The sequence below is a fragment of the Frateuria sp. Soil773 genome, from assembly GCF_001428405.1.
In the GTDB taxonomy this organism is placed as follows: Bacteria; Pseudomonadota; Gammaproteobacteria; order Xanthomonadales; family Rhodanobacteraceae; genus LMSL01.
The window spans coordinates 310,026-325,499 of the sequence record NZ_LMSL01000040.1 but is presented as its reverse complement, the minus strand read 5'-3'; the positions used below and the strand labels follow the sequence as shown (position 1 = coordinate 325,499).

Below are 15,474 nucleotides of genomic sequence, written 5' to 3'. Positions count from 1 at the left end.
AATCATGCCGCAAGGCTTGCGCGCGGGACGCGCAGACCTTATTTCCCTTGTGTCTCACGGATTGCCACAGCGCATGCCTCTTTCCCACGGCCACGACCTCGATGCCCGCGCCCGCCGGCTGCTGCGCACGCTGATCGCGCAGTACCTGGCCGACGGCGAGCCGGTGGGATCGCGCACGCTGTCGCGCTCGTCCGGGCTGGACGTGAGCCCGGCGACGATCCGCAACATCATGGCCGACCTGGAAGACGCCGGCCTGGTCGCCTCGCCGCATACGTCGGCCGGGCGCATCCCGACGCCGCGAGGCCTGCGCCTGTTCGTGGACAGCCTGATCGAGCTGCAGCCGCTGCCGCGCGACGAGATGGCCCGCCTCAAGCGCGAGCTGCCGCCGGGGCCGACCACCACCCGCGACCTGCTCGGCAACGTGTCCACCCTGCTGTCGGCGATGACCCATTTCGCCGGCGTGGTGACGGTGCCGCGGCAGGCGGATTTCCCGCTGCGCCACATCGACTTCGTGCCGCTGCCGGACGCCCGGGTACTGGTGATCCTGGTATTCAGCGACAACCAGGTGCAGAACCGCATCGTGCAGCTCGCCAAGCCGCTGGACGGCCGCGAACTGGAGCAGGCCGCGAACTACCTCAACCACCATTTCGCCGGCCTGCGGGTGGACGACATCCGCGCCCGCCTGCTGAGCGAACTGCGCGAGGCCGGCGGCGAGCTGAACCGCCTGCTGGCCAGCTCGATGGAGCTGGCGGCGGCCTCCTTCGCGCCGCACAGCGAGGGCGACGACGTGCTGGTCAGCGGCCAGACCAACCTGATGGCCTACTCGGAGCTGGCCGACCTGGAACGCCTGCGCGAGCTGTTCGAGGCGTTCCAGAAGAAGAACGAGCTGCTGCAACTGATGGAAGTATGCGCCCGCGCGCCGGGCGTGCGGCTGTTCATCGGCGAGGAGTCGGGCTTCACCGCGCTCGACGGCTGCAGCGTGGTCACCGCCAGCTACGGCGCCCAGGGGCGGGTGCTGGGCGCGCTGGGCGTGATCGGGCCGACCCGGATGGCCTACGAGCGGGTGATTCCGGTGGTGCAGGCCACCGCCGGCTTGCTCAGCGATGCCTTGAATCGCGCCGCGACGACCTCATAACCCGCCCCGGGAGGCGGGATTACCCCGCAAAACAGCAATGGTCGGCATTCGTGCCGGCCCGGACTTTCGTTTGGAGTGATGCATGCAGAACAACGATCCGCAGTCGCCCGGCGGGGCCCAGGAACCAGGGCAGCCCGGCGCATCGACCGCCAGCGAACTGGACAGCCTGCAGGCGCGCGTCGCCGAGCTGGAAGCGAGCAATGCCGAGCTGCGCGAGACCGTGCTGCGTGAGCGCGCCGAGATCGAGAACCAGCGCCGCCGGCTTCACCGCGATCTCGAGCAGGCCCGCCGGTTCGCCAACGAGAAACTGCTGAACGAACTGTTGCCGGTCTACGACGGCCTGGAGAGCGGCCTCGCGGTCGAAGGCGGCGACGTCGCCTCGATGCGCGAGGGCATCGGCCTCACCCTGAAATCGCTGCTGAAGGTGGCCGAGAACAACGGCATGGCGCAGATCGATCCGCTCGGCCAGCCGCTCGACCCGGAACGCCACCACGCCGTGAGCATGGTCGAGGCGCCGGGCGTCGCGCCCGGCACCGTGGTCAGCGTGCTGCAGAAGGGCTACGTGCTGAACGACCGCCTGCTGCGCCCGGCCCTGGTCTCGGTGGCGAAGGACTGACCGGACCGTCCGCCGGCGCCTGCCTGAACGGCGCGCCGGCAGCGACGACCAAATCGCATCCGGGGCCTGGCCGGCATTGAATCGCCAGGCCAGAACCCCATCTGACGTTCATCCATATTGGCGGCCGCGGGGGCCGCGACAAGCTTCGGGAGCATAGACATGGGCAAGATCATCGGCATCGACCTGGGCACGACCAATTCCTGCGTATCCGTGATGGACGGCAGCTCGGCCAAGGTCATCGAGAACTCGGAAGGCGATCGCACCACGCCCTCCATCGTCGCCTTCAACAAGGACGGCGAAGTACTGGTGGGCGCCTCGGCCAAGCGCCAGANCGTGACCAACCCCAAGAACACCTTCTACGCGGTGAAGCGCCTGATCGGCCGCAAGTTCACCGATGCGGAAGTCCAGAAGGACCTGCACATCGTGCCGTACGCCATCGTGGCGCACGACAACGGCGACGCCTGGGTGCAGACCTCCGACGGCAAGAAGATGGCGCCGCAGGAGATCTCCGCGAAGGTGCTGATGAAGATGAAGAAGACCGCCGAGGACTATCTCGGCGAGCCGGTCACCGAGGCCGTTATCACGGTGCCCGCGTACTTCAACGACAGCCAGCGCCAGGCGACCAAGGACGCCGGCAAGATCGCCGGCCTGGAAGTGAAGCGCATCATCAACGAGCCGACCGCGGCCGCGCTGGCCTATGGCCTCGACAAGAAGGGCGGCGACCGCAAGATCGCGGTGTACGACCTGGGCGGCGGCACCTTCGACGTCTCGATCATCGAGATCGCCGAGGTCGACGGCGAGAAGCAGTTCGAGGTGCTGGCCACCAACGGCGACACCTTCCTCGGCGGCGAGGACTTCGACATGCGCGTCATCGACTACCTGGTCGAGGAGTTCCAGAAGGACCAGGGCATCGACCTGCGCAAGGACCCGCTCGCCCTGCAGCGCCTGAAGGACNCGACGCCTCCGGCCCGAAGCACCTCAACATCAAGCTCACCCGCGCCAAGCTGGAGGCGCTGGTGGAAGACCTGGTCAAGCGCACCATCGAGCCGTGCCGCACCGCGCTCAACGACGCCGGCCTGCGCGTGTCCGACATCAACGAGGTGATCCTCGTCGGCGGCCAGACCCGCATGCCCAAGGTGCAGGAGGCGGTGAAGGACTTCTTCGGCAAGGAGCCGCGCAAGGACGTCAACCCGGACGAGGCGGTGGCCGTGGGCGCGGCGATCCAGGGCGGCGTGCTGGGCGGCTCGGTGAAGGACGTGCTGCTGCTCGACGTGACCCCGCTGTCGCTGGGCATCGAGACGATGGGCGGCGTGATGACCAAGCTGATCGAGAAGAACACCACGGTGCCGACCAAGGCGNNNGACCGCGGTGACCGTGCACGTGCTGCAGGGCGAGCGCGAGCGCGCCAGCGCGAACAAGTCGCTGGGCAAGTTCGACCTGTCCGGCATCGAACCGGCGCCGCGCGGCATGCCGCAGATCGAGGTCACCTTCGACATCGACGCCAACGGCATCCTGCACGTGTCGGCCAAGGACAAGAAGACCGGCAAGGAACAGAAGATCGAGATCAAGGCCGGCTCGGGACTGTCCGAGGAAGAGATTCAGCGGATGGTCGCCGACGCCGAGGCGAACAAGGAAGATGACAAGAAGTTCCACGAGCTGGTCGCCACCCGCAACAAGGCCGACCAGCTGGTGCACGCCACCCGCAGCGCGCTGAAGGAGCACGGCGGCAAGGTCGGCGCGCAGATCGGCAGCATCGAGGAGGCGCTGTCCGAGCTGGAGAAGGTCAAGGACGGCGACGACAAGGCGGCCATCGAGGCCAAGGTCGAGAAGCTGGAGCAGGCCGCCCAGCCGCTCTACGCGGCGGCGCAGTCGGGCGGTGCCGAGGCCGGCCCGCAGGCGGCCCCGGGCGGCGGCTCAGCGCAGCCGGACGACGTCGTCGATGCCGAGTTCACCGAGGTCAAGGACGACGACAAGAAGTAAGCCCGGCGGTTGGCATGGCCGATGGATGCAGCCCGCGCCGGTGCGAATCCCGGTGCGGGCTGTTTGCTGGATGAGGCATGGAGCCCGGCGCGGGCCCATGCGGGGAGCGTGATCGAGTTGTGGACGGGTCGATGAGCAAGCGTGATTACTACGAGGTCCTGGGTGTCGAGCGCACCGTCACCGAGGTCGAGCTGAAGAAGTCCTTCCGCCGGCTGGCGATGAAGTACCACCCGGACCGCTGCCCGGACGATCCGCACGCGCAGGAGAAGTTCAAGGAAGCCAAGGAAGCCTACGAGGTGCTGTCTGACGCGCAGAAGCGCGCGATGTACGACCAGCACGGGCATGCCGCCTTCGAGCACGGCATGGGCGGCCGCGGCGGTGCCGGCTTCGGCGACATGGGCGACATCTTCGGAGACATTTTCGGCGATATCTTCGGCGGCGGCCGGGGCCGGCAGCCGCGGCGCGGCGCGGACCTGCGCTACATCATGGAGCTGGACCTCGAGGAAGCTGTGTTCGGGATCGAGAAGAAGATCGACATCCCCAGCCAGGTCAACTGCCACCACTGCAACGGCACCGGCTCAGCGGACGGCAAGACCAGCCAGTGCAGGACCTGCCACGGTCACGGCCGCGTGCGCATGCAGAACGGCATCTTCTCCATCCAGCAGGCCTGCCCGCACTGCGGCGGCAGCGGCCAGACCATCGAGAAACCCTGCAAGCCGTGCCACGGCGAGGGTCGGTTGGAGGAAACCCGCACGCTGTCGGTGCGGATACCCGCGGGGGTCGACAACGGCGACCGCATCCGCCTGACCGGGCAGGGCGAGGCCGGCCCGGCCGGTGCGCCGGCGGGCGACCTGTACGTGGAAGTACACGTGCGCGAGCACGCCATTTTCCAGCGCGAAGGCAACGACCTGTATTGCGAGGTGCCGATCCGCTTCTCCCAGGCCGCGCTGGGCGCGGAGCTGCCGGTGCCGACGCTGGAGGGCGAGGTGCCGATCAGCATCCCGCCGGAGACGCAGACCGGGCAGCAGTTCCGCCTGCGCGGGCGCGGCGTGAAATCCGTGCGCAGCGGCCGCACCGGCGACCTGATCTGCCGCGTGCTGGTGGAGACCCCGGTGCGCCTGACGCGCCAGCAGCGCGAGCTGTTCGAGCAGTTGGAGGCGACCTTCGGCGAGGGCGAGGCGGACAAGCACATGCCGCAGGCCAAGACCTGGGTGGACGGGGTCAAGCAGTTCTGGTCGCGGGTGACTTCCTGAGCCGGTACCGCGCCGCTAGCATCCGTCGTTCCGCCCTCCGTTCTTGCCGCCAGCCGGGATCGCCATGAGCCGCACCATCCGCATCGCCGTCAACGGCGCCACCGGCCGCATGGGCCGGACCCTGCTGGGCCTGCTGCGGGACGACCCGCGCTTCGAGCTCGCCGCGGCGCTGACGGCCGCGGACGCCGCGCAGGTCGGCCAACCGGTGTTTCCCGGCGGAAAGGCTTCCGGCGGGGCGGTGTTGCGCTTCGGCAAGACCTGGCCGGCGGGCGACGCGCTCGACGTGGTCGTCGACTTCAGCGGGCCGGAGGGGCTGGCCTCGGCGCTCGACCATTGCGAGGCGCACGGCATCGCCCTGGTGTCCGGCACGACCGGCCTGGATGCGGCCCTGACGGAACGGCTGGAACAGGCCGGGCGGAGGATCGCGCTGCTGCGCGCGGCCAACTTCAGCCTGGGCGTGGCCGTGCTGACGCGACTGCTGCGCGAGGCTTCCGCAGCGCTGCGCGAGTGGGACCTGGAAATCGTCGAGGCCCACCACGGCCGCAAGGAAGACGCGCCGTCCGGCACCGCGCTGGCGCTCGGCGAGGCCGCGGCCGCGGCCCGCGGCACCTCGCTGGCGCGCGATGGCGTCTACGTCCGCGAAGGCCGCCCCGGCGCGCGTCGTCCTGGCAGCATCGGCTTTGCCGTGGTGCGCGGCGGCGATGTCGTGGGCGAGCACCAGGCACTGCTGCTCGGGCCGGGCGAGCGGGTCGAGCTGGGCCACCGCGCCACCGACCGCTCGATCTTCGCGCGCGGCGCCATCGAGGCCGCCTGCTGGCTGGCCGGCAAGCCGGCCGGCGCTTACGACCTGGACGCGATGCTGGCGGAGCGCGTCTGCGCTTGACCGGCGCTTGTCCCGCCCGGCCGCTGCCGCTACCATGCGCGCCATTGTCATTGGGGAGTAGCCATCCTCACCCCGGAAAGCCCCGTGCTTTCACCTTGAGGAATCCGCGTCAACACACTTGAAGCATCGGCTTCATGGCGCGGATGGTTGCCGCGGTCCGTCCGGATCGCGCCTGCCCGGCGAGACCTTTGGCCACGATGCGTTCACCCGTGCCGGGCGAACCGCGTCGTTGCGCCAATGGTTTTCCGTTCGCCCGGCCGTGGACCCGTCGATGCTTACCGCCTTCCTGTTCCTGCTGTCCGCCGGCGCGATCTATTTCGCCTGCGAATACTTCGTCAATGGCGTGGAATGGTTCGGGCGCAAGCTCGACCTCGGCGCCACCGCAACCGGCACGGTACTGGCCGCGTTCGGCACGGCGCTGCCTGAAAGTGCCGTGACCTTCGTCGCGGTGATCTTCGGCAAGACGCCCGAGGCGCGCGACATCGGCGTCGGCGCCGCGCTGGGCGGCCCGCTGGTGCTGGCGACGATCGCCTATGCGGTGGTCGGCCTGGCGCTGTGGAGCAACCGCCGCCGGCTGCAGCGCGCGGATTGCCTGGTGCGGGTGGGGCATGGCCGGCTGGCGCGCGACCAGTCCTGGTTCCTGGCGATCTTCGTGGTGAAGTGCGGGCTGGGCCTGGTCGCTTTCGCGCTGAAGCCGTGGCTGGGCGTGCTGTTCCTCGCCGCCTACGCGCTCTACGTGTGGCGCGAGCTGAAGGACGACGACACCGCGCCGGAGGAAGAGGAACTGGAGCCGTTGAAGTTCCAGCCGCGCGCGGCCGACCCGGCGCTGTCGCGGGTCTTCCTGCAGACGCTGCTGGCCCTGCTGGTGATCGCGGTGGCATCGCGCACCTTCGTTGCGCAGTTGGAGGCGATCGGCGCGGCCCTGCAGCTGTCGCCGCACCTGGTGGCGCTGGTGCTGAGCCCGGTGGCCACCGAGCTGCCGGAAACGGTGAATGCGCTGATCTGGGTGCGCCAGGGCAAGGAGCGGCTGGCGCTGGCGAACATCTCCGGCGCGATGATGATCCAGGCGACGATCCCCAGCTCGCTGGCCCTGTTCGCCACGCCGTGGCTGTTCGATGCGCCGCTGATGGTGGCCGGCGTGCTCACCGGCGTCGCCGTCGTCTACCTGTGGATGCTGTTCCGGCGCGGCCGGGTGGACGCGCGCTGGCTGGTGCCGGTGGCGGTGCTGTACGGCGTGTTTGCCGCGTTCGTGGCGTGGCATTTCGCACGCTGACGCGGCGCTTCAGTGGAAGTTGCTCACCAGGCCGAAGCAGGCGGCCACCAGCAGCAACAGCACCGCGACGATCGACAGCAGGCCGAGGAACATGCCCTTGCCGGTGCGCGACCTGCCCTGGCCGAGCAGGATCGCGGCCCACACCACGATCGCCACCGGCGGCAGCAGCATGCCGCCCAGGTGGCCGCCTACGAACACCAGCAGCTCGCCCAGCAGCATGACCAGCCAGGCCAGGCCCACGCCGGCGGCCAGCGATCCCTGGCCGGGGCCGGGCGGGTCCTGGTCGGGCGAAGGGGGCTCTGGCGGTGGCGGCGGTACGGAAGTGGGCGGTTCGAGGCGGAATTTGTTCATGCGGATTCCTCCTCCAGTGCGCGGCCTTGCTCGATCTCGCGGCGCAGCTTCGCCAGCACGGCCGCCTTGTCGTCGCGGTAGAACAGGTTGAAGGTGTCGAACGGGACGATTTTCCCGTCGGGCTGCGCGATGTGCACGCAGGATTTCTTCACCGCGCGTAGGTCGAAGCCGTGGGCGTCGATGAACTGCATGATCAGCACGCGGAACACGTTGCGGTAGCCCAGGTCGTCCGGCGCCTGCACCTGCGGCAGGCAGCACAGCAGGTCGGACAGCGAGCAGGCCTGCGACTCGGGCGAGTGGTTGGTGGCGAACAGCTCGAACACGTGCGCGCGCAATGCCTCGTCGCGTTCCACCACGATCGTGTTGCGGCCCTTGCTCACCAGCGTTTCCGGCGAGACGAAGCGGGTCAGCGGCAGGGTCTGGCCGCCGAGCTTGAGCGCATAGGCCATCGCCAGGCAGTCCGAGTTGCACGGCACCGGGATCAGGTCGTCCGGCTGGAACAGGCTGCTCTGCTCGAGGATGCGGCGGCGCACCTCGCTCAGGGTCAGCCGGTCGTGCTCCGGGTCGTAGCCTTCGAGCCGGCCGGCGGCCTGGATCGGCTGGAAGGTCACCCCGCGCACGCACGGCTGCTGCAGCGCGAAGTCGATGATCTCGCCCAGTTCGCCGTCGTTGAGGCCCTTCTTCACCGTGACCACGAGGGTGGTGGAGATGTCGTGCCGGTTGAGCTGCTCCAGCGCCTTCAGGCGCACGTCGCGCAAGCGCGCGCCGCGCAGGTCCTTGTGCACCTCGTCGCGCAGCGAATCGAACTGAAGGTACAGCTCGAAACCGGGCTGGTAGCCGGCCAGCCGCGCGGCGAATTCCGGTTCCCTGGCGATGCGCAGGCCGTTGGTGTTGACCATCAGGTGGCGGATAGGCCGCGCCTTCGCCGCATCGAGGATGGCGAAGAAGTCCGGGTGCAGGGTGGGTTCGCCGCCGGAGATCTGCACCACGTCGGGCTCGCCCTCGTTCGCCACCACGGCGTCGAGCATGCGCTCGACCGTCGCCAGGTCGCGGAAGCCGGGGCGGTGCGGGCCGCTTTCGGCGTAGCAGATGGGGCAGCGCAGGTTGCAGTGGTCGGTGATCTCGACCAGGGTGAGGCAGGAATGCTGCATGTGCTCGGGGCACAGCCCGCAGTCGTAGGGGCAGCCGTAGCGCTGGGGCGTGTTGAAGCGCTGCGGCAGTTCCGGCGGCTTGATGAAGACTTCGCGGCAGCGGCGGTAGTAGGCCGCGTCGTCGGCGAGCAGCACGCGCTCGCGGCCGTGGTGCGGGCACCATTTCTCCAGGTAGACGCGCTCGTCCTTGATCAGGATCTTGGCCTCGACCCGGCGCAGGCACCGTGCGCAGACCGATACCGCGCTGTCGTAGAACAGGTATGGCCTTACCTTGGCTCCCATGCACCGCTTCCCCGCGCGAACAAGGCCCGCAGGATACGCGGGATGGCCGGCGCGTAGTAAGCCAGCCCGGCCACGCACAGCCATTGCAGGCCGGACAGCCCGCCGGGGTAGAGGTAGAACGACGGCTTGATGAACTCGACCAGCAGCCGGAACAGGAGATAGCCCGCCATGAAGGCGCGGAAGCGGTCGCCGGGCCGGGCGAAGGCGTGGCGCCGCGCGTGGAGCACCGCGTACTGCAGCAGCAGGAACGCGATCTCGTACAACTGGGTCGGATGGCGGCGCAAGCCGTCACCGAAATCCACGCCCCAGGGCAGGGCGGTGGGCGTGCCGTAGGTGTGGTCGCCGAGCCCGGCCAGGTAGCAGCCGACACGGCCGATGCACATGCCCACGGTCAGCGGCAGCACGAAGGCGTCGCCGGTGGAGCTGCGGATGCCCGCGATCTTCTTCGCCAGTTCCACGCCGACCAGGCCGCCGAGCAGGGCGCCGACGATCGACTTGCCTTCCAGCAGGTGCCGAAGGTCCGGGAAATCCGCGAAGGCGGCGAGCGGATCGTCGATCCAGAAGGCCAGCTTGGCGCCCAGCGCGGCGCCGGCGATCGCGCCGACCCCGGTCCATACCACGTGGTCCTCATGGCCGAAGGCGGCCGGCGCCAGCGTGCGTCGCGTCCACAGGAACAGCCGGAAGCCGACCGCATAGGCCAGCATTTCGAACACGGTATGCAGGGCGACGGGCGCCATCCCCGCCGGGCTCAGTCGTGGTGCGCTGCGCTGCGGTCGCGGCCGGCGCCCAGCTTGCGGTCGAGCGAGCCGAACAGCTTCTTGAAGGTGCGCGAGAACTTGCCGCGCCGGGTCTTGCGCACCTTCTCCTCCTCGCTGGTGAGCCAGGCCACCTGGATCACCCTGCGCTCGCCCTCGTAGGGCAGGTGGCCGTGGAAGGAGTTGTCGCAGCGCTTGAAGACCGCGAACTCGCCGTACAGCGGCTTCAGCTCCGGCGCCACCATGTCGTCGATGTCGTCGATGCGCTTGAGGAAGCGCAGGCAGCCGTCGCTGGTGTCCGGCCACTGTGTGTTGAGGTAGAGCAGGGCGGTGGCCACCTTGGAGCGGCTGTCGGTATGGATGGTGCCGTGGCGCCGGTTGAGCAAGCGGCACAGGGTCACCAGGGTCGGGTACTGGCCGAGGTTCTCGATGCCGAGCCGGCGCCCCACGGCGCTGGCGAACTCCGGCGCGGTCAGGTGCTGCACCAGCGCGTTGATGGTCGGGCCGCAGTCGCTGGAGTCGTAGGGAAAGAAGCCGGCGCTGGCGTAGCGCGGGAAATCCTGCTCCAGCGCGCTGCGCGCGTCGTCGGGCAACTGGCCGTGCGCGATCATGAACGGGAACGGTTCCAGCCGAACCTCGGTGTCCGAACGGTCGAGACGGGCAGGATCGAGCAGGACGGCGTGGTTCATGGATGGGACGGTCTCGGGCAGGTGGCGCGCTAGTTTAGCTCCGCTTAACGAGCAAACCACGAGCCATGTGACGCCACCGTTCACGTGGATCGACAGTGGACACGAAGGCCCTTCGCGCCTATCATTTCGTCCCGCCCAAGACTTCTCTCGACCCAAGGTCCACAAGCCTGCTACGCGCGGCTTGCGGACCTTGCTGTACCCAAAAGGCGGCCTTCCCATGCCCATTCCCGCTCTGCTTGCCCTCGAAGATGGCAGCGTGTTCCACGGCCATGCCGTGGGCGCGACTGGCGAAACCATCGGCGAGGTGGTGTTCAATACGGCGATGACGGGCTATCAGGAGATCCTCACCGATCCGTCCTACTCCCGCCAGCTCGTCACCCTGACCTATCCGCACATCGGCAACACCGGCTGCAACGCCGAAGACGCCGAATCCACCGCCGTGCACGCCGCCGGCCTGATCGTGCGCGACGTGCCGCGCCTGGCCAGCAACTGGCGCAGCCGCGAGAGCCTGCCCGCCTACCTGCAGCGCCACGGCATCGTGGCGATCGCCGGCATCGACACCCGCCGGCTCACCCGCATCCTGCGCGAGAAAGGCGCACTGAACGGCTGCATCGTGGCGGGCGAATCCGTCGACGAGGCTGCGGCGCTGGCCAAGGCGCGCGCCTTCCCGGGCCTCAACGGCATGGACCTGGCCAAGGTGGTCAGCGTGACCGAGCCCTACGCCTGGAAGGAAGGCAGCTACGACCTGGACCGCATGGCCTTCAACCAGCCGGCGCTGCGCTTCAAGGTGGTCGCCTACGATTTCGGCACCAAGCACAACATCCTGCGCCTCCTGGCCGAGCAGGGCTGCGACATCACCGTTGTGCCGGCGCAGACCCCCGCCGCCGAGGTGCTGGCGATGAAGCCGGACGGCGTGTTCCTGTCCAACGGCCCCGGCGACCCGGCGGCCTGCGACTACGCCATCGCGGCCACCAGGCAGTTCCTGGACGCGAAGATCCCGCTGTTCGGCATCTGCCTCGGCCACCAGATCATGGGCCTGGCGCTGGGCGCGAAGACGCTGAAGATGAAGTTCGGCCACCACGGCGCCAACCACCCGGTGAAGGACCACGACGACGGCCGCGTGCTGATCACCAGCCAGAACCACGGCTTCGCGGTGGACCCGGCCACGCTGCCGGGCAACGTGCGCGTCACCCATACCTCGCTGTTCGACGGCTCGCTGCAGGGCTTCGCGCTCACCGACCGCCCGGCGTTCTGCTTCCAGGGCCACCCGGAGGCGAGCCCCGGCCCGCACGACATCGTCTACCTGTTCGATCGTTTCGCCGCCCTGATGGAGGCCCGCAAGAATGGCTAAGCGCACCGACATCAAGAGCATCCTCATCATCGGCGCCGGCCCGATCGTGATCGGCCAGGCCTGCGAGTTCGACTACTCCGGCGCGCAGGCCTGCAAGGCGCTGAAGGAGGAGGGCTACCGGGTGATCCTGGTGAACTCCAACCCCGCCACGATCATGACCGACCCGGAAACCGCCGACGCGGTCTACATCGAGCCGATCAACTGGCAGACGGTGGAGCGCATCATCGCCAAGGAGCGCCCGGACGCGGTGCTGCCCACCATGGGCGGCCAGACCGCGCTGAACTGCGCGCTCGACCTCGCCGACCACGGCGTGCTGGACAAGTACGAGGTCGAGCTGATCGGCGCCAAGCGCGACGCGATCCGCATGGCCGAGGACCGCGAGCTGTTCAAGCAGGCGATGGCCGAGATCGGCCTGGACTGCCCCAAGGCGGAAGTCGCCAAGAGCTTCGAGCAGGCGGTGGAGATCCAGGCCAAGGTGGGCTACCCGACCATCATCCGCCCCAGCTTCACGCTGGGCGGCTCCGGCGGCGGCATCGCCTACAACAAGGAAGAATTCGAGGAGATCGTCAAGCGCGGCCTCGACCTCTCGCCGGTGCACGAAATCCTCGTCGAGGAATCGGTGCTGGGCTGGAAGGAGTTCGAGATGGAGGTGGTTCGCGACACCGCGGACAACTGCATCATCGTGTGCTCGATCGAGAACCTCGACCCGATGGGCGTGCACACCGGCGACTCGATCACCGTGGCCCCGGCGCAGACCCTCACCGACAAGGAATACCAGCGCCTGCGCGATGCCTCCATCGCGGTGCTGCGCAAGATCGGCGTGGACACCGGCGGCTCCAACGTGCAGTTCGGCATCAATGCCGAGAACGGCCGCGTGGTGGTGATCGAGATGAACCCGCGCGTGTCGCGCTCCTCCGCGCTGGCCTCCAAGGCTACCGGCTTCCCGATCGCCAAGATCGCGGCCAAGCTGGCCGTGGGCTACACGCTGGACGAGCTGAAGAACGACATCACCGGCGGCCTGACCCCGGCCTCGTTCGAGCCGACCATCGACTACGTGGTCACCAAGATTCCGCGCTTCGCGTTCGAGAAGTTCCCCGCCGCCGACGCGCGCCTCACCACCCAGATGAAGTCGGTGGGCGAGGTGATGGCGATGGGCCGCAGCTTCCACGAGTCGCTGCAGAAGGCGCTGCGCGGCCTGGAGATCGGCAAGACCGGACTCAACCCGACCGGGCTGGACATCGGCACGGGCGAGGGCCTGGCCACGCTCAAGCGCGAGCTGCGCGAGCCGCGGCCGGACCGCGTGTTCCACCTGGCCGACGCGTTCCGCGCCGGCCTGTCGCTGGAGGAGGTGCACAACCTCAGCCGGGTCGATCCGTGGTTCCTCGCCGCGTTCGAGGACATCGTGCTGGCCGAGAGCGAGGTGCAGGCGCAGGGCCTGACCGCGCTGGACGCCCCGCGCATGCGCGAGCTCAAGCGCATGGGCTTCTCCGACGCGCGCCTGGCCGAGCTGACCGGCACCGACGAGGCGGCGTTGCGCCACCTGCGCCGCACCCTGGGCGTGCGCCCGGTATACAAGCGGGTGGATTCCTGCGCGGCCGAGTTCGCCACCACCACCGCCTACATGTACTCGACCTACGAGGAAGAGTGCGAGGCGGCGCCGACCGCGCGCGACAAGATCATCGTGCTCGGCGGCGGCCCCAACCGCATCGGCCAGGGCATCGAGTTCGACTACTGCTGCGTGCACGCCGCGCTGGCGCTGCGCGATGACGGGTTCGAGACCATCATGGTCAACTGCAACCCGGAAACCGTCTCCACCGACTACGACACCTCCGACCGCCTGTACTTCGAGCCGCTCACGCTGGAAGACGTGCTGGAGATCGTCGACCTGGAGCAGCCCAAGGGCGTGATCGTGCAGTACGGCGGGCAGACGCCGCTGAAGCTGGCGCGCGCGCTGGAGGCCGCCGGGGCGCCGGTGATCGGCACCTCGCCCGACTCCATCGACCTGGCCGAGGACCGCGAGCGCTTCCAGCAGATGATCGTGAAGCTGGGCCTGCGCCAGCCGCCAAACCGCACCGCGCGCAACGCCGACGAGGCGCTGGCGCTGGCGCGCGAGATCGGCTACCCGCTGGTGGTGCGCCCGAGCTACGTGCTGGGCGGCCGCGCGATGGAAGTGGTGTACGACGATGCCGACCTGGCACGCTACATCCGCGAGGCGGTGCAGGTGTCCAACGATTCGCCGGTGCTGCTGGACCGCTTCCTCGACCACGCCGTCGAGGTGGACGTGGACATCATCGCCGACGCCGAGGGCAACGTGCTGATCGGCGGCATCATGGAGCACATCGAGGAGGCCGGCGTGCATTCGGGCGATTCGTCCTGCTCGCTGCCGCCGTACTCGCTGACCGCCGAGGTGCAGGACGAGATGCGCCGGCAGGTCGCCGCGATGGCGCGGGAGCTGAAGGTCGTCGGCCTGATGAACACCCAGTTCGCGATCCAGGGCGACACCGTGTTCATCCTCGAGGTGAACCCGCGCGCCTCGCGCACGGTGCCGTTCGTGTCCAAGGCCACCGGCGTGCCGCTGGCGAAGATCGCCGCGCGCGCGATGGCCGGCCGCTCGCTTGCCGCGCAGGGTGCGACCAGGGAAGTGATCCCGGCCTACTACTCGGTGAAGGAAGCGATCTTCCCGTTCCTCAAGTTCCAGAACGTCGACCCGATCCTCGGCCCGGAGATGCGCTCCACCGGCGAGGTGATGGGCGTGGGCCGCAGCTTCGGCGCCGCGTTCGCGCGCGGCCACGATGCCGCCGGCATCAAGACGCCGCCGAAGGGCAAGGTGTTCGTGTCGGTGCGCGATGCGGACAAGGAACGCCTGCTGCCGGTGGCGAAGGAAGTGCTGGCGCGCGGCTTCAGCCTGGTCGCCACCGAGGGCACGGCGCGCTATCTGGCCGAGCACGGCGTGGCATGCGAACGCATCAACAAGGTGATCGAGGGCCGGCCGCACATCGTCGACCTCATCAAGAACGGCGAGATCGTCTATATCGTCAACACCACCGAGGGCAAGCAGGCGATCGCCGACTCGTTCTCGATCCGTCGCGAGGCCCTGCAGCATCGCGTCACGTACTCCACCACGGTCGCAGGCGCGCGCGCGCTCGTCCACTCGCTGGATTTCCACGGCGGCGAAGACGTGTACAGCCTGCAGGAATTGCACAAGGAGCTGAGCGCATGAGTCGCGCCCCCATCACCAAGGCCGGTTCGGAGCGCCTGCGCGCCGAACTCGAGCGGCTGAAGACCGTCGAGCGGCCGCGCATCATCGCGGCCGTCGCCGAGGCCCGCGCCCACGGCGACCTGAAGGAAAACGCCGAATACCATGCCGCGCGCGAGCAGCACGGCTTCAACGAAGGGCGCATCGCCGAGCTGGAGGCGGGCCTGTCCACCGCCGAGGTGATCGACGTGACCAGGCTGGCGGCGGGCAGCCGGGTGGTGTTTGGCGCCACCGTGGATCTCGAGGACGAGGACAGCGGCGACGCGGTGACCTACCAGATCGTGGGCGACCTGGAGGCCGACATCAAGCAGCGGCTGATCGCGGTGTCCTCGCCGATCGCGCGCGCGCTGATCGGCAAGAGCGAGGGCGACAGCTTCGAGTTCACGGCACCCAACGGCGTGAAGCACTATGAAATCACCGGTGTGCGCTACGAATAGGCGAACCGGTTCCGTCGCTCGCCGCCTGCGCCTGCGGCGAGCGGCCCTGCGGCTCCCTCATG

General features: G+C 68.9%; 13 protein-coding genes, 3 pseudogenes and 1 riboswitch. Of the genes and pseudogenes, 12 read left to right on the top strand and 4 right to left on the bottom strand.

Annotated features, from left to right (window positions below; all coding sequences use genetic code 11):
- Positions 1–73: 73 nt before the first annotated feature.
- The 9 genes and pseudogenes from hrcA (at position 74) to ASG87_RS15560 (ending at position 7,140) form a co-directional block, all read left to right on the top strand.
- Positions 74–1,135, top strand: a complete 1,062-nt coding sequence (hrcA, locus tag ASG87_RS15585) for a heat-inducible transcriptional repressor HrcA (RefSeq protein ID WP_056007175.1) — start codon at positions 74–76, stop codon at positions 1,133–1,135.
- A gap of 82 nt (positions 1,136–1,217) precedes the next feature.
- On the top strand, positions 1,218–1,751 hold the full coding sequence (gene grpE / locus ASG87_RS15580; protein ID WP_056007172.1) for a nucleotide exchange factor GrpE: 534 nt from the start codon (positions 1,218–1,220) through the stop codon (positions 1,749–1,751).
- A 159-nt stretch (positions 1,752–1,910) separates the two neighbouring features.
- Positions 1,911–2,082: pseudogene (locus ASG87_RS21075) on the top strand (Hsp70 family protein); the annotation flags it as partial.
- A gap of 1 nt (position 2,083) precedes the next feature.
- Positions 2,084–2,705: pseudogene (locus ASG87_RS21070) on the top strand (Hsp70 family protein); the annotation flags it as partial.
- A gap of 1 nt (position 2,706) precedes the next feature.
- A pseudogene (locus ASG87_RS21065) lies at positions 2,707–3,109 on the top strand (Hsp70 family protein); the annotation flags it as partial.
- A 3-nt stretch (positions 3,110–3,112) separates the two neighbouring features.
- Positions 3,113–3,731: Hsp70 family protein (locus ASG87_RS21060; RefSeq protein ID WP_235499668.1), on the top strand; the 619-nt coding region annotated here is incomplete at its 5' end.
- Between the two features lie 131 nt (positions 3,732–3,862).
- Positions 3,863–4,984, top strand: a complete 1,122-nt coding sequence (gene dnaJ / locus ASG87_RS15570; protein ID WP_056007169.1) for a molecular chaperone DnaJ — start codon at positions 3,863–3,865, stop codon at positions 4,982–4,984.
- 64 nt (positions 4,985–5,048) lie between these two features.
- Positions 5,049–5,867, top strand: coding sequence for a 4-hydroxy-tetrahydrodipicolinate reductase (gene dapB, locus ASG87_RS15565; RefSeq protein WP_056007166.1), 819 nt, complete (start codon positions 5,049–5,051; stop codon positions 5,865–5,867).
- A 40-nt stretch (positions 5,868–5,907) separates the two neighbouring features.
- Positions 5,908–6,134, top strand: a riboswitch (yybP-ykoY riboswitch).
- Positions 6,135–6,138: 4 nt separating this feature from the next.
- Positions 6,139–7,140 carry a sodium:calcium antiporter gene (locus tag ASG87_RS15560; RefSeq protein ID WP_056007164.1) on the top strand — a complete coding sequence of 334 codons (1,002 nt, stop codon included), beginning with the start codon at positions 6,139–6,141 and terminating at the stop codon, positions 7,138–7,140.
- A 9-nt stretch (positions 7,141–7,149) separates the two neighbouring features.
- Here the strand turns inward: ASG87_RS15560 and ASG87_RS15555 are convergent, their stop codons facing one another.
- The 4 genes from ASG87_RS15555 to ASG87_RS15540 are packed head-to-tail and all read right to left on the bottom strand — an operon-like array spanning position 7,150 to position 10,368.
- A complete protein-coding gene (locus tag ASG87_RS15555) occupies positions 7,150–7,491 on the bottom strand; it encodes a hypothetical protein (RefSeq protein ID WP_157511120.1) in 342 nt (113 codons plus the stop codon).
- A complete protein-coding gene (locus ASG87_RS15550; protein WP_056007158.1) occupies positions 7,488–8,924 on the bottom strand; it encodes a radical SAM protein in 1,437 nt (478 codons plus the stop codon). The genes ASG87_RS15555 and ASG87_RS15550 overlap by 4 nt, the downstream gene beginning before the upstream one ends.
- Positions 8,909–9,661 carry a prolipoprotein diacylglyceryl transferase family protein gene (locus ASG87_RS15545; RefSeq protein ID WP_056007155.1) on the bottom strand — a complete coding sequence of 251 codons (753 nt, stop codon included), beginning with the start codon at positions 9,659–9,661 and terminating at the stop codon, positions 8,909–8,911. The genes ASG87_RS15550 and ASG87_RS15545 overlap by 16 nt, the downstream gene beginning before the upstream one ends.
- Positions 9,662–9,672: 11 nt before the next feature.
- Entirely contained in the window at positions 9,673–10,368 is a 696-nt protein-coding gene (locus tag ASG87_RS15540; protein WP_056007152.1) for a 2OG-Fe(II) oxygenase, read from the bottom strand.
- A 217-nt stretch (positions 10,369–10,585) separates the two neighbouring features.
- Here ASG87_RS15540 and carA point away from each other — a divergent pair, with 217 nt between their 5' ends.
- The 3 genes from carA to greA are packed head-to-tail and all read left to right on the top strand — an operon-like array spanning position 10,586 to position 15,412.
- Positions 10,586–11,719: a glutamine-hydrolyzing carbamoyl-phosphate synthase small subunit gene (gene carA, locus ASG87_RS15535; protein ID WP_056007149.1), complete on the top strand. Its 1,134-nt coding sequence runs from the start codon at positions 10,586–10,588 to the stop codon at positions 11,717–11,719.
- Positions 11,712–14,939 (top strand): carbamoyl-phosphate synthase large subunit, encoded by a 3,228-nt coding sequence (gene carB, locus ASG87_RS15530; protein WP_056007147.1) that lies wholly within the window; start codon positions 11,712–11,714, stop codon positions 14,937–14,939. Before carA ends, carB begins: the two co-directional genes overlap by 8 nt.
- Entirely contained in the window at positions 14,936–15,412 is a 477-nt protein-coding gene (gene greA / locus ASG87_RS15525) for a transcription elongation factor GreA (RefSeq protein WP_056007144.1), read from the top strand. Before carB ends, greA begins: the two co-directional genes overlap by 4 nt.
- Positions 15,413–15,474 lie beyond the last annotated feature (62 nt).